This is a genomic window from Pedobacter sp. SG908 (genome assembly GCF_011759615.1).
Taxonomy (GTDB): domain Bacteria; phylum Bacteroidota; class Bacteroidia; order Sphingobacteriales; family Sphingobacteriaceae; genus Pedobacter; species Pedobacter riviphilus.
On record NZ_JAAOYY010000001.1, the window covers coordinates 1,675,312 to 1,690,366 of the forward strand.

At 40.0% G+C, this 15,055-nt stretch carries 12 protein-coding genes and 3 tRNA genes; 11 read left to right on the plus strand and 4 right to left on the minus strand.

The window, feature by feature from the left end; all coding sequences use genetic code 11:
• Positions 1-470: 470 nt before the first annotated feature.
• Genes FHT21_RS06770 through FHT21_RS06780 form a run of 3 tightly spaced genes read right to left on the minus strand, consistent with a single transcriptional unit; the run spans position 471 to position 2,027 of the window.
• Complete coding sequence (locus FHT21_RS06770; protein WP_167293965.1) at positions 471-638, minus strand: Arc family DNA binding domain-containing protein; 168 nt, start codon at positions 636-638, stop codon at positions 471-473.
• Positions 639-642: 4 nt separating this feature from the next.
• On the minus strand, positions 643-1,164 hold the full coding sequence (locus tag FHT21_RS06775; protein WP_167293966.1) for a hypothetical protein: 522 nt from the start codon (positions 1,162-1,164) through the stop codon (positions 643-645).
• A 5-nt stretch (positions 1,165-1,169) separates the two neighbouring features.
• Entirely contained in the window at positions 1,170-2,027 is an 858-nt protein-coding gene (locus tag FHT21_RS06780; RefSeq protein ID WP_167293967.1) for an SPFH domain-containing protein, read from the minus strand.
• Between the two features lie 190 nt (positions 2,028-2,217).
• Between FHT21_RS06780 and FHT21_RS06785 the strand changes: the two genes are divergently transcribed.
• The 9 genes from FHT21_RS06785 to FHT21_RS06825 all read left to right on the plus strand — a co-directional run bounded on the left by FHT21_RS06785 (position 2,218) and on the right by FHT21_RS06825 (position 9,328).
• Positions 2,218-4,224, plus strand: a complete 2,007-nt coding sequence (locus FHT21_RS06785) for an HDIG domain-containing metalloprotein (RefSeq protein ID WP_167295497.1) — start codon at positions 2,218-2,220, stop codon at positions 4,222-4,224.
• An 82-nt stretch (positions 4,225-4,306) separates the two neighbouring features.
• Positions 4,307-4,393: transfer RNA gene (locus FHT21_RS06790), tRNA-Ser, on the plus strand.
• A 102-nt stretch (positions 4,394-4,495) separates the two neighbouring features.
• Positions 4,496-4,569: transfer RNA gene (locus FHT21_RS06795), tRNA-Pro, on the plus strand.
• A 53-nt stretch (positions 4,570-4,622) separates the two neighbouring features.
• Positions 4,623-4,696, plus strand: a tRNA-Pro gene (locus tag FHT21_RS06800).
• A gap of 271 nt (positions 4,697-4,967) precedes the next feature.
• The gene (locus tag FHT21_RS06805; RefSeq protein ID WP_167293968.1) at positions 4,968-5,891 is read left to right on the plus strand and encodes an AraC family transcriptional regulator; all 924 of its coding nucleotides are present in this window, start codon (positions 4,968-4,970) and stop codon (positions 5,889-5,891) included.
• Positions 5,892-6,505: 614 nt separating this feature from the next.
• Positions 6,506-7,108: a Crp/Fnr family transcriptional regulator gene (locus FHT21_RS06810; protein ID WP_167293969.1), complete on the plus strand. Its 603-nt coding sequence runs from the start codon at positions 6,506-6,508 to the stop codon at positions 7,106-7,108.
• Positions 7,109-7,198: 90 nt separating this feature from the next.
• Positions 7,199-7,963, plus strand: a complete 765-nt coding sequence (locus FHT21_RS06815) for a sterol desaturase family protein (RefSeq protein WP_167293970.1) — start codon at positions 7,199-7,201, stop codon at positions 7,961-7,963.
• A 557-nt stretch (positions 7,964-8,520) separates the two neighbouring features.
• Positions 8,521-8,844 carry a hypothetical protein gene (locus FHT21_RS06820; protein WP_167293971.1) on the plus strand — a complete coding sequence of 108 codons (324 nt, stop codon included), beginning with the start codon at positions 8,521-8,523 and terminating at the stop codon, positions 8,842-8,844.
• A gap of 145 nt (positions 8,845-8,989) precedes the next feature.
• Positions 8,990-9,328, plus strand: a complete 339-nt coding sequence (locus FHT21_RS06825; RefSeq protein WP_167293972.1) for a YciI family protein — start codon at positions 8,990-8,992, stop codon at positions 9,326-9,328.
• 202 nt (positions 9,329-9,530) lie between these two features.
• Here the strand turns inward: FHT21_RS06825 and FHT21_RS06830 are convergent, their stop codons facing one another.
• Positions 9,531-10,400, minus strand: coding sequence for an AraC family transcriptional regulator (locus FHT21_RS06830; protein ID WP_167293973.1), 870 nt, complete (start codon positions 10,398-10,400; stop codon positions 9,531-9,533).
• A gap of 165 nt (positions 10,401-10,565) precedes the next feature.
• On the opposite strand from FHT21_RS06830, the gene FHT21_RS06835 reads away from it, so the two are divergent.
• Both FHT21_RS06835 and FHT21_RS06840 read left to right on the plus strand, forming a co-directional pair.
• A complete protein-coding gene (locus FHT21_RS06835) occupies positions 10,566-13,484 on the plus strand; it encodes a PVC-type heme-binding CxxCH protein (protein WP_167293974.1) in 2,919 nt (972 codons plus the stop codon).
• A gap of 26 nt (positions 13,485-13,510) precedes the next feature.
• Positions 13,511-15,055 (plus strand): MFS transporter, encoded by a 1,545-nt coding sequence (locus tag FHT21_RS06840; RefSeq protein WP_167293975.1) that lies wholly within the window; start codon positions 13,511-13,513, stop codon positions 15,053-15,055.

Below are 15,055 nucleotides of genomic sequence, written 5' to 3' on the forward strand. Positions count from 1 at the left end.
GTTTAAATTACTTGGGCTGGTGGTTCTTTGGCTAAGTTGCCTTTCTAGCGGCGATTATTCCCTCTAGTTTTAAGGAGAGGGCGTAGGGCGGGGTGGTTAAATCATGTCAATTTATTTGGAAAGGTACTGTAGCATTGCTTGGGTTTGTCAAGTCCTGCTGTTCGCTATAGCCCTCATACTTCAGGGCTGCCGCTGCCATCAGGTTTAAATTACTTGGGCTGGTGGTTCTTAGCTTAGGTTGCTGGGGGCAGAAATTTATTAATATACATTAAAATATACAAACCTATCAGGTTTTAGAAACCTGATAGGTTTAGATTAGGGATCAGTACCGGTTCTTCACTGGTACCGGAGCGAAGCGCAGCCCTGAAAAGCCCGACCCTTGCGTAGCTTGGGGAACGCCCATATTATCACAATTCTCAATTTGCAGTTGGCTAACGTTCCGGGCTTTTGAATCTTCGGAAGCCTTGCTGTTATTCCTCTTTTGTTTTCCCTTTTTTTCTCGATTTTATAGCCTGCGTAAGTAAAAACTCAATCTGCCCGTTCGTACTTCTAAACTCATCGGCAGCCCAGGTTTCTACTTCTTTTAATAAAGCAGGGCTAATTCTTAATACAAAAGCTTTTTTATCTTTCTCCGCCATTCTTTTACTGTATTGCTTGTATATTATACTTTGTTTTTAAATTAATAAGGAACATTTCCAGCTCGTCTATTTTATTGCTGCTAAATAATAGCTTTTTGCCATTTTTAAATTCAATCTGTAAACCTTTATCCTTATCATTTAAGATATAAGCTTTATCGTTAAATTTAAACCAAAGTCTGTTGCGAACACCAAATCCACCATAATCTCCTAAAGCGTTGTATTTATTGATATAAACTTTCTCGATGTTGCCCCAACTCAATAGCTTCAGTTTGGTTTGAAATGGGAAATACTTGTAAGAAATGCCTTCGGTACCGATCTGCAAAGTCATTTTGTTTTTTTGAAGCAGATAGATAATTGCAAAAGGAAGGAGAACTGCCCAAAATGGAGCAAAATAATTGGCTTTTAAAGTTTCAAAGCTCATCCCACCTTTATCGAAAAGCACAATGCTCAGCACTATAACCGCATCAATAGCCAGCAAAATATAGAGCCACCAAAGTTTTAAGCTTTGTTTTTCCTCAAATTCCATTTTTCCTAGTTATATAAGGTGCCGGTGTTTACCACAGGTTGTACATGACGGTCGCCACAAAGCACAACCAGCAAATTACTTACCATAGCTGCTTTACGCTCTTCATCCAGTTCAACAATTCCTTTTTGCGATAATTTCTCTAATGCCATTTCTACCATACCCACGGCACCTTCAACAATTAATTTACGGGCGGCAATAACCGCTGTAGCCTGTTGGCGCTGTAACATGGCGCTGGCAATTTCCGGCGCATAAGCCAAATGCGAAATTCTGGCCTCCAGAACTTCGATACCCGCACGCGATAAACGCTCATTCAGCTCGTTTTCTAAAAGTTCACTTACTTTTTCAGCGCCGTCTTTTAAAGTAATGCTGGTTTCTTCACCTTCAGCATGGTCGTACGGAAAAATGTTGGCTAAATGCCTTACAGCCGCTTCGCTCTGGATGTTTACATATTGCATGTAATTTTCTACAGAGAAAACAGCTTTAGCCGTTTCGTTTACTTTCCAAACCACCACGGCAGCAATTTCGATCGGGTTACCCAGTTTATCGTTAACCTTTAACTGCTGTCCGTTTAAGTTGTTCGCTTTTAATGATAAGCGCCTTTTAGTAGTTAAGGGATTTACCCAAAAAAAACCGTCGGCTTTTACTGTGCCAATATATTTTCCGAACAGGGTGAGCACCATCGATTGGTTGGGGTTAATGATTAAAAATCCCGGAAATATCAAAAATATATCTATGGCTAGTAAAATCCCTCCCCATAGAAAAATTTCTGAAACAAAACAGAAAATGGATGCGCCTAGCAATGTTATGCATAGTGCGAATGTTAGATAGCCCGATGGCGGACTTATAATTTTTTCTTGATACATAATTGATATTAATTTGATATCATAAAGTAAAATATAAAATCTGGTAATTGCAAACAAAACCCGTAAAATGTATATTAGATAAAAATGTTATTTTTGACAATACAATAATTACATCGTTTTGGCCAAAATCAAGAGAAATTCCCACAAGATCCTTTACCGGAAGTATTCATCAAACCTAAAATATGTGATGATGATATTTACCGTTTTCATTATTACGCTATTCCTGCCTAAACAACCCCGGTTTAGATATGAGTTTGAAAAAAATGCGGTATGGAAAAATAAGGACCTGATTTCACCTTTCAGTTTTGCTATTTTAAAAACCAATCCGCAGGTTAGCGCTGATAAAAAAAATGCCTTAAAAGATATTTTGCCGGTTTACCAATTCGATAGGGGCATTACTGCAAATGCGCTGGAAGAGTTTGCCAATGAATTTGATGTGAAATGGAAATCAAAACAACTTAACGAAAAGGATAAAGATATATACAAAAGTGCTGCCTATAAATTGTTGCAGAGTATTTACCAGAAAGGAATTATTGGCTTAAATGTGAAACACCAGGCAGGCGGGAAAAATTACGACTTTTCTTTGCTTGAAAATAATGTGGCTCAAGAGAAAAACACACAGGATGTTTTTACTGCAGAATCGGCCCTGAAGTTTTTCAAAGATAATTTTAAAGCACCAAATCAGGTAATGGGCGATCTGATTGCAAACCTCGCAATAGATCATATTACCCCAAATATTATATTTGATGAGCGGCTGACGCAAACCATACAGGATAATACGGTTAACAATATCTCCACAACCAAGGGTATGGTACAAAAAGGAGAGCTAATTGTGGCCAAGAATGATGTTATTGATGAAGAAATTTATCAGAAATTAGAATCTTATAAGGCAACCTACGATGCACAAACCAAAACAATTGGCAGCAGGGCATTGGTTTATCTGGGGCAGGTTATATTGGTTGGCTTTATACTCGCTATTTTAATGTCGTTCCTTTTTCTTTTCCGGAAGGATATTTTTGCCGATAACCGTCAGCTTTCCTTAATCCTTATTGTAACCACAGGAATGCTACTTGCATTGACCTGGGCTATTAAGATGGAAATCCCGAGTTTGTATTATATACCTTTCTGTGTGGTGCCCATCATCATTAGGATTCTGTTTGATACGCGTTTGGCACTTTACCTCCATATGCTGGTCATTTTAATTGCCGGCTTCTTTGTGGCCAATAGTTTCGAATTTGTGTTTTATCAGGTTACCGCAGGGATGGTTGCCATATTCAGTATTAAAAATTTTGTTAAGCGCGAAAGATTCCTGGTTTCGGCCTTGTTTATTCTATTGGCTTATTTAGTTTCTTTTGTAGGCATTGCCCTACTGCGCGAAGGATCTTTCCGCGAAATAGAATGGATGAATTTTATTCCTTTTGTTTTTAGTGTACTTTTATCACTTTTAGCTTACCCCTTAATTTATCTGTTCGAACGTATTTTTGGTATCACTTCTGATGTGGCTTTAATTGAGCTGACCAATACCAACAATAAATTGCTAAGAGAACTTGCTTTTAAAGCGCCCGGAACATTTCAGCACTCTTTACAGGTGGCAAACCTTGCAGAGGCTGCAATATTTAAAATTGGCGGTAATTCTGTGCTGGTTAGGGCAGGGGCTTTATATCATGATATCGGTAAAGTAGACAATCCACAGTATTTTATTGAAAACCAGAATACGGCTGTGAGCCCGCACGATAAATTACCTTATGAGCAAAGTGCGCAGATTATTATTCAGCATGTGCACAAAGGAATCGAGATTTTAAGAAAAAACCAGATTCCTGAAGCAATTATCGATTTTATCAGAACACACCATGGAAATACCCGGGTTGATTATTTTTATCAATCATTTTTGAAAAATACACCTGAAAAATTTGTCGACGAAAACATTTTTCGCTATCCCGGCCCCATACCTTTTAGCAAAGAAACAGGGGTGTTAATGCTCGCCGATTCTGTTGAAGCTGCCTCAAGAAGTCTGAAAAATCCCGATGCGCAGAGCATAAATGATATCGTTGAACGTATAATTAACTACAAATTGGAGCAAAATCAGTTAGATGACTGCGATTTAACGTTAAAAGATATTGAGACTATCAAATTGATATTCAAGACAATGCTGATGAGCATCTATCATGTGCGCATAGATTATCAACAAATTTTGTAATTTTTTTTTGTTGGATAACTTGTTTTACTATATTTGCAGACCTCAAAACAACGCCGGTAGGGCAGAAAATAGAGGTTTGAAAGGAGAGGTGCCTGAGTGGCCGAAAGGAACAGTTTGCTAAACTGTCGTACTGGTAACGGTACCGCGGGTTCGAATCCCGCCCTCTCCGCAGAAAATAAAAATTTGCAAATAAAAATGGAATTATCAATTTAAAACCGTTACTTTGCAATCCCTTCGAAAAAGGGAGTTAAAAAAAAGAAGATACCAAGTTCGGGATGTAGCGTAGCCCGGTATCGCGCCTGCTTTGGGAGCAGGAGGTCGTAGGTTCGAATCCTGCCATCCCGACAAAAAGTTGATCCACTTTTAAAACAGGATAAAAAAAAGATCGATACCAAGTTCGGGATGTAGCGTAGCCCGGTATCGCGCCTGCTTTGGGAGCAGGAGGTCGTAGGTTCGAATCCTGCCATCCCGACAAACGAAAGCCCTTTTTGCATTGCAAGAAGGGCTTTTTGTTTTTATGCAGGATCAAGCTTATCTTGGATCAAGCGGAAAAATTTGGGGGAGTTATTCTCTAGGCATATTTTTCCTTAAATTAGCTTATTATTTAGTTCTTTTGAGATACATCAATACGGGTCAGGTCATTAGGGAGCCTACTTGATCATATTGATGAAAATAGCTAACATCGCGCCTTTAAGATAAAAAAACTGATCCCATCGGGATCGAATGATACTTATTCCTTTAAAATGCCAAGTTTTGATAAAGAATTACAAATAACCTACATCAGCAGCCTTAATAAGGCGCTACAATTTATAGATGAAAATCTTGATACAAGTTTGTCTTTAGAAATGATTTCAAAAGTAGCTTGTTTTTCACCGTTTCATTTTCACAGGATATTCAAGGCTATTACAAATGAGACATTAAATGCTTACATCAATAGAAAGAGAATTGAAAAAGTAGCTTCTGTTTTAATGCATAAGCCGGAAGCAAGCATTACTGAGCTTTCACTTTTGTTCGGTTTTAACAGTAATTCTTCCCTCACAAGATCCTTTAAAAAATATTATAATATAAGTCCATCTGAATTCCGTAAACAAAAAAAAGGGAAATTTAGCAAGATCAGTAAAATTGAAAGCAAGAATGGACAAGAGTTGGTCGCTTTTGAGGAATACATTTGCAGCATTGATAATCTTAAAAATTGGATAGAAATGAATGCAAAAATTGAAATCAGGGAAATGGCTAATTTAGAATTGGCTTATGTAACAAGCATTGGAGAGCAGGGAATTGCTACATCTTATGACACTTTAGTTAAGTGGGCAACCCCATTAGGTTTACTGAAAAATCCTGAGACAAAAATGGTCACTATTTATCACGATAGTTTTAAAATCACAAGTCCAGAAAAAGTTAGAATAAGCGCTTGCATTACGCTAACGGAACCAATTAAACCATCAGGAAATATTGGGAGAACCTCCATCGAAAAAGGGAAATTTATTGTTGGAAGTTTTGTAATTGGGATTACGGAGTTTGAAAAATCCTGGAATAGCCTTTTTGTATGGATGGCCGAAAATGGATATAAAAAAGCTGATCGAGATCCTTTTGAGATCTATCATAATGATTATAGGGTACATCCAGAGAAAAAATGTATTGTAGATTATTTTATACCGATTTCGTGATATAGCTCAACACTTCTTCTTATTCCTTATTGTATAGCAATGGAATAGCAAAAAAACTATTGGGCTCGAACCAAAATCAGCTTTAAATAACTATTAAGGCAGATAATTTTCCAGTGAAAAAGCAAACCCTCTTTACGGACTGTAAAGAGGGTTTGTGAACCCAAGTGGGCGCTTCTCGAACCATTTTCTGTCTGATTTGCGTTTAATCGTGGATTTTTTTGATAATAAGATAAGTGTAGGAAACAGGACATCGTTTCCTTTTGCTGGGTAACTGATTTCGGGGGCTCGATCCAGGTCACTGATAAAAAGAGCAAAGCTTTTATGCGTATTTCAATGAAACTGCCGAAATACCCACATAATAGCCTATTTTAGGGTGTTTTAGCATGTACTCATTTGTGTTAAAATCCTATTAGAGCAACCAATGTCATTTGCATCCATCATAAAGATAAATTTTCCACCGGACCTTTTGATGCCTTTACTTCTGGCCGCGTAATTTCCGGAAGGATACACTATATGTTTACTGCATCGCTCAGGTTGTGTTGGCGTTATTTTTGCAGGCCTGCAGGGATATTTTGAATTGAGCACTTTGCTCATCGGCATTTTTTCTATTTAATATGGGAAGATCAATTGATACTTTACAGAAATTATTGTTTGATTTAGCAGGTGTACTGCCTGCCGATACCGCACCATTATTTGCCATGGCGACTCCGGTATCGCTTGAAGCCAATGAAGCCTACATCCGCGAAGGAGAAAACAGCCGTCGATTGGCTTTTATTGAACGAGGTGTCATCCGAGCGTACACCATTAAGGAAAATGGAGATGAGGCTACACTTCTGCTGCGCTGGGAGGGCCAGTTTATTGCCTCACATGATACCATTATTAACCGCCAACCTTCACGGTTTATTTACCGTGCACTGGAGCCTGTGGAGTTACTACAGATCGATTATGATATTTTGGAAGAGGTTTTGAAAATCCACCCAGAGTATGAACCGCTCCGAAATTTTTTCCTGATGAAAATGCTGGCCGAATCTTTAAAAATGCTAGAATCCTTTGTTACACAATCGCCAGAAGAGCGTTACCGGGAACTACTGTCCGAGCGTTTTGACCTGGTAAACCGCGTGCCTGATAAATATATCGCATCTATGCTCGGTATCACCCCAGTATCATTAAGCCGAATTCGCAAAAGGATGCATACAAAAGGAAAAACAATAACATAAATTATCTTTTGTTAAGCCCCTAAATTATCTTTTGTTAACGGTGCAAAAACCATTTGCTTTATACTTTTGGAGTATAAAAATAAAATAGATATGGAAAAGATAATAGAAACCATAGTGGGGATTTTTAGTGCTTCGGCTATCCGGTATTTTATACTTGCCGGAATTCCTTTTGCGCTGTTTTATCTGTTTATGCCTGTTAAGCTTGGTAAATCTAAAATTCAGCAAAAACTAGCCACAAAAAAAGATTTCATCCGTGAGGTATGGCATTCCATGCAGAGTACACTGGTATTTTCAATCATCGCAGCTGGGCTGGTTTTTACACCTCTGCATCAATACACCAGAATTTATACACACATCAATGATTTTCCAATGTGGTACATGGGGGTTGCGCTGGTACTGAGCTTGATTATACATGATACTTATTTTTATTGGATGCACCGATTATTGCATCACAAAAAATTGTTCAAACTTACCCATCTGGTCCATCACAAGAGCACCAATCCCTCACCATGGACATCCTACAGTTTTCATATACTGGAAGCCATCACCGAGGGACTTGTTTTAGTGCCAATCGTGATCCTGCTGCCGATGCATCCCTTAACAATATTACTCTTTACCGTAACCGGTTTCATCATTAATGTGTACGGACACCTGGGCTATGAAATTATGCCTAAATGGTTCCGCTTTACCTGGACATTCGAAATCCTGAATACTTCGGTACACCATAACCTCCATCACAGTAAATTTAAGGGGAATTATGGCTTGTATTTCAGAATCTGGGACCGGGTGATGGGCACAGAACATCCAGATTATGTAAAGGAATATGACCGCTTGCAGGATCAGCGCTTCAATTAAATTATATTTGTTTGGAGGGAAAGAACCTTTAGCGCTTCAGCACAACGGGTTTAACCAATTGAATAACAGTAAGGTAAACGACGGTACGTAAAGCCTGTAAAACTGCCTGGCGGTGATCGTTTTTACATGAAAGATTTACTGGCTGCCTAAAAAAAAAGCCAGTGAAAGGACCATATTTGATTACCCTTCCTTTACCTGTTGTTTACCCTTTCTTGCTACCAGGTTAACCCCAGGCTTACCCCAGGGTTACCCCGGCTTTACCTTTTCTTTACCTAAAAGGTAAAGCCAGTGCCTGTTTTTGCAGAATGCCGCCACCGCCTATGGTTATGCTGCCCTTAAGCAGGCTGCCACAAACCCCAAGCCCCTTGTACCATTGCCCGACAACTATAACGGCTCATTTTAGCTCAATAACGGTCTCATTTAGCTCAATTTGGCTCATTTTAGCTCAAAATCAGGCGCCAATGCTGTTCAACCGCTAAGTTTGGGCATGGATTTAAACATACCGGTATAAACAGAAATCCTTTTTTGAACAAACATTTTTTCAATAAAAAACAAAAATGATGGTAACTGTCGAAAAATCTTTCTATAAAGGTAAAAATGCCTTAGTCCTGCAGATAAAAGGTGAGGCTAATGGAGACAATACACTTACAATCTTGAAGGGTATTGAATTTCATAATGGGGTAATTGAAGCTACAATTTGTGGACAACCACTTGCAAACGCTGCAGAAACAGCCCGTGGCTTTGTAGGTATTGCGTTCAGACCGGCTTTAAGCATCCTGTTCAAAATATCTATACCTGTTGTGGATTCCACTAAGAGACGAAAACTGATCACATCTGTTTTCCTGGTCTCATTATGGTCATTCAGCGTATCTAGTATATAAAACCACTCCATCTCCGGGATCTGCCTTAGTGCCAGGCGGTAATTAGTTTTACTAAAGGTTTCATGTTGCTAATCTAAATCAATAGATATTATATTCCGTTGTATTTGCATCGAATTCGTTTTATTTTTACTGAAAATATTTTTTTATGAAAGATTATATCATTTTATTCCGCGAGCCAGATGGAAGAATGGATGAACATCCTGCTGAATATTTGCAGGTTCATCAGCAGCGTTGGAGCAATTGGCTGACCCGGTTAAAAGCTGAAGGCCGTTTAGCCGGGGGGAGTTCCTTAACACTGGAGGGGAGACTCATCACTGGGGATGGAACAACAATCACCCATGCCACTCATAAAGTAGGAACGGAGATCGTGGGTGGATTTTTATTGTTAAAGGCAAACAGCCTGGATGAGGCGGCAGAGATCGCATCGTCATGTCCAATCTATGAATCTACCGGTTATTCGGAAGTCCGCGAATTTAAGAATTAAGCCAGGCTGGTATGGACGAAACTGGCTAATATGGCAGCATTGACTTTATGAAATAAATATTAGGCAATATTGAACAGAGATTTTATGTTTCAGTTCAATATAGCCGGTACTTCCAGAATTGTAAGGAACCTTCTTCATTGTTCATATCAGCTTTCTCTTAGCATCGTGTATCTTTAGCGCCCAGCTGAAAGATGCCAATGTATCAAATACTTGAGAACTGTATTTTATATTCCAGCGGTTTTTTATTCATAATTTCCTTAAACTGCTTGTTGAAATTGGACAAGGTGTTAAATCCACTTTCATAGGAGATTAAAGATACAGGCATATTGGTTTCCATCAGTAGTTTACAAGCGTATTTGATGCGTAGTTCCATAATAAATTTGGAAAATGTCCTGTTGTTCCTCGCCGTAAAATATCTGCTGAATGAGGATGGAGTCATACACAATATTTCTGCCAGTTCCGGCAAGGAAATCCTGCTCCGAAAGTTTGCGAGTGCATATTCGTAAACTTTGTTCATCCGGTCGGTCTCATTCTCATTAACAGGATCACTATATGCTGTATGTGAGATGTAATGATAAGTTTTCGAATTTGCCAGTACTTGAAGGATTTTGAGTAGTTGGATTAAGCTCTCTAATCCACTCATTAGTGTGAGCGCTTTCATCATACGGGTAACAAGGTCTTTGCATTCCCCGTAGAACTCCAATCCTCTGGCCGATTTTTTTAATAACTTTTTGATCAGCAGCATTTCTTCCTTTTGCATCATCTGTTCACCCATGAAGTTTTCCTGTAGGTAGATGACAATCCCATGGACGCTCAATTGACTATCCTTTTTGAAATAAGCCTCATCACTTCGCCAAAGATGCGGCAGGTTGGCACCTGTGAATACCAGGTCGCCACGCCCGAAGGATTTAATACTATCGCCGATAAATCTCGTTCCTGTACCTTCTAACACCACAAATAACTGGTATTCGCAATGCGAATGCCAGACTGGATCGAAATGTTTGTCCTCCAGTTTTTTGATGATAAACATTTGTGTTTCGGGGATCGTAGATTTTTGAACAGCTGCTTTCATATTCGACTCAATAACATTAATACATCCTTTTTGTTGACATGTTAGTGGTCAAATGTAATAAACTGATTGATAAAATACAGTCAGTATTGGACAAAAAAGTAGGAGGCATTGTACGCTTATTTCTAGATATTAGCTTTTAAATGCTAACCAAAATAGACACACACAATGAAAAAGTACTTAGCGATAGGCGTTATTTGCCTGATCGCACTATTCAGCTTTAACGCTAGTTTAATAACAGATATAAAATCGCCGCGATTGGAGATCTTGCTCCTGGGGCACGACAGCCAGCACCATAATTCTGAAAAATTTGCAGAAATCATTTCCCAGGAATTCTTTAAAAATGGAATTAATATTTCATATACAACTGATGTAAATGATCTGAATGCAGAAAACCTGTCAAAGTACGACGCACTAATGATCTATTCAAACCATGATCAAATCACAGGGCCACAGGAAAAGGCTCTTCTGGATTATGTGAAAAGTGGTAAGGGATTTATTCCCGTTCATTGTGCATCCTTTTGCTTTCAAAACTCAGCTGCTTATATCGATATGGTAGGCGGACAGTTCAAGAGCCATAAAACAGGCGATTTTTCTGCAACAATTGTAGATGCCCAACATCCCGTTATGGAAGGCATAACGTCATTTAGCACCTGGGACGAAACTTATGTGCACGATAAGGTTGCAAAAGATATTCATGTACTTACAGAGCGGGTGGAAGGCGATCATCATGAACCTTATACCTGGGTGAAGAACTATGGTAAAGGCAAAGTGTTTTATACTGCTTATGGCCACGACGAGCGTACCTGGAAAAATCCATCTTTCCTTAAATTGCTGGAGAACGGGGTACTATGGGCCGTTAATGATGAAGCAAAAAAGCGATGGGAAGAATTGCCTAAACCAGCTCCGGAATATAGTGATGCCAAACTTCCAAATTATGAAAAAAGACCTGGTGGCTTTAAACTGCAAGCTGCGCTGAGTCCCACAGAATCGCAATTGATGACCCAGATTCCGGTTGATTTTAAGTTGGAGATGTTTGCTTCGGAGCCTGATATATTGAAACCAATTGCCATGGCCTGGGACGAGCGTGGCAGGTTATGGATCGTAGAGACAGTTGACTACCCAAATACCGTTAGAGATGTTAAGGGCGAAGGGCATGACAGGATTAAAATTTGTGAAGATACAGATGGAGATGGCAAGGCTGATAAATTCACCATTTTTGCTGATAAGTTAAATATTCCAACTGGTATTGTTTTCGCTAACGGAGGGGTCATTGTTGCTCAGGCACCTGATTTCATTTTTCTGAAAGACACAAATGCCGACGACAAGGCTGATATCAGGGAAACCATAATTAGCGGATGGGGCACATTTGATACCCATGCCGGTCCTTCAAGTCTACATTATGGATTCGATAATAAAATCTGGGGTACAGTAGGCTACTCAGGTTATAACGGAACGGTTGGTGGTAAAGCAATCAAATTTGGTCAGGGTGCCTTCCGTTTTGACGGTGACGGGAAAAATCTGGAGTATTTAGGTGGTACCAGTAACAATACCTGGGGCCTGGGATTCTCCGAAAACAATGATGTATTCCTTTCTACAGCAAACAATACCCATAGTGCTTTTTTAGGTATTCCGAGTCCTTACCTTGATAAAATCGGTGTTCTGGCTAACCAGGCCATAGATAAGATAGACGGACATTATGCGATGCATGTGGTGACCAAAAACTTACGTCAGGTGGATGTTTTTAACGGCTTTACCTCTGCAGCAGGACATAATCTATATACGGCCAGAAATTTCCCTAAAGCTTACTGGAACCGGATTGCTTTTGTTAATGAACCAACCGGACGTGTAGTTCACCAGGCCATACTGGAGCCTTCCGGATCCGGATTTAAAGAAAAAGACGGTTGGAACCTGGTAGCCAGTGCCGATGAGTGGTTTGCGCCTGTGCAGACTGAGGTTGGTCCTGATGGTGCTGTTTGGTTGCTTGATTGGTATAATTTCATTATCCAGCACAACCCAACTCCTCCAGGTTTTGAAACTGGTAAAGGAAATGCTTACGTTAATCCGCTCAGAGACCGCGTACACGGACGGATCTATAAAGTGGTCTATAATAAAGCAAAGCCATCAGCCATCAAATCATTGGATAAAAATGACCCAAAATCACTATTAAAGGGTTTACAAAGTGATAACCTATTCTGGCGTATGACGGCACAGCGCCTAATTGTTGAAAAAGGGGATAAAACATTGGTGCCTGATTTATACAAAATGATCCGCAATCAAGAGGTGGACGAGCTCGGGATCAACGCACCGGCTATACATGCCTTATGGACATTGCATGGCTTGGGGATGTACAGCACAACTGAAGCTTTCCAGGTAGCAGTGCATGCATTACATCACCCTTCTGCCGGGGTTCGAAAAGCAGCTTTACAGGTATTGCCTAATACGGCTGCCGCTCTGGCGGCTATCCAAGGAACAGGCTTGTTAAAAGATAAAAATCTAAATACCCGTTTGGCTGCATTTTTGAAAATTGCTGACCTGCCGGCATCGCCGTCTATTGCGAATGACCTGCTTGCCGCTCAAAAGGATTCTGTAAACACTGGCGATAGATGGATTAAAGAGGCACTAAAAATTGCGGGTTCAAAACACGTTAAAAATGCTTCGGAGTTAGCAAAAACACCAGCTACAAAACCTGCAGATAAAACGAAAGCAGACCAGGTGATTACCATAAAACCTATTGTAAATGCAATGAAGTTTGATAAAAAAACTTTTACTGTAAAAGCCGGGACGACAGTTGAGCTGGTGTTCGATAATATTGATTTTATGCAGCACAATTTGCTCATTCTTAAAAAAGGGAGCATGGAGAAAGTGGGGGCAGCCGCAGATAAACTGGCTCGGAATCCTAAAGGTGCAGAAATGCAATATGTACCTAAAATACCTGAAGTATTGTTTTATACCCCCCTGGTAAATCCGGAAGCGAAGTTCAGATTGAGATTTAAAGTACCGGATGCAGTGGGCGACTATCCATATATCTGCTCTTTTCCTGGACACTGGAGAATTATGAATGGGGTAATGAAAGTAACTAAATAACCAAATATAAACTAAACCTCTTCATCATGTCAAAATTAAGTGCTGAAAATTCCGGGGCTCAATCTGTTCCGGATATGAAACTCTTTTATGCCTGCTTTATATCGCTGGTTACCACAGCATTCGGATTTATTCTGAGGGCTTTGATTTTACCTCAATGGGGCATTGACTTCAATTTAACCCAGACTCAGCTGGGGGAGATTGCGGGAGTGGGCTTATGGCCTTTCGCCATCAGTATTGTGCTTTTTAGTCTGGTAATCGATAAAATAGGTTATAAAACAGCCATGATATTTGCTGTAGTGTGTCATATATCCTCGGCATTTCTCACCATATTTGCGAATGGATACTGGATGTTATATCTGGGCTCTTTCATTGTAGCCATAGGCAATGGTACTGTTGAAGCGGTAGCGAATCCGGTAGTGGCCACGATGTTTCCCAAACAAAAGATCAAATGGCTCAGCATCCTTCACGCAGGCTGGGCAGGTGGCTTAGTTTTAGGAGGCGTAATGGCACTGACATTAGGTGTTGAAACCAGGTGGGAATATAAAATAGCTTTGATATTGATTCCTACGTTGATTTATGGAATCATGATACTGGGTCGTAAGTTCCCGTTAAACGAAAGGGTTCAGGCAGGAGTGTCTTACAAAGAGATGCTTCAGGAAGTGGGGGCAGGTGGAGCACTGATTATTGTTACCCTGATTATCTTTCAACTTGGTGCCGTATTTGGATGGTCTATCCCAACCAATGTAATCATTACCCTGTTGATCACTGGAGCATTTTGGTATTACACCAGAAGCTTCGGCCGTCCTTTGTTTATTATTCTACTATTGGTAATGATTCCTCTGGCTACTACAGAACTGGGTACAGATAGTTGGATTACTGATTTGATGACTCCCGAAATGACCAAAATCGGACTTCAAGCCGGTTGGGTACTCGTTTACACCTCAGCAATTATGTTTGTATTGAGGTTTTTTGCGGGGCCGCTCGTGCATAAGATTTCCTCATTGGGCTTGTTGTCACTATGCTCCGGAGTTGCTGTAATTGGCTTATATATGCTTTCTGCATCTACCGGAATGATGATACTCGTAGCTGCAACCATTTACGGATTAGCTAAATCTTTCTTTTGGCCTACCATGTTGGGCCTCGTTTCAGAACAATTTCCAAAAGGGGGGGCGCTGACACTAAATATTACCGGCGGACTAGGAATGATTGCCGCAGGGGTAATCGGCGCAGGGATTCTTGGTTTTATCCAGGATAAATCTGTAGATAGGAAAATTGCACAATATGATGTTGTAAACCACACGGTTATCCATAATACCTATGTAACAGAAAAGAAAACCAGTTTATTTGGCGACTATGAAGGGTTGGACCAAACTAAGCTTTCAGGAGCTAGCCCTGAAGACCAGAACACTGTAACTGCCATACGTGATGGCGCAAAGAAAGAAGCCCTTCGTTACATTGTCATCTTTCCGTTAATCATGTTGGGTAGCTACCTTTTGCTGATGCTGTATTTCAGGTCAAAAGGAGGATACAAAGTTGTGCTGTTAGAAAATCGAACGACACAGGAGAATTAA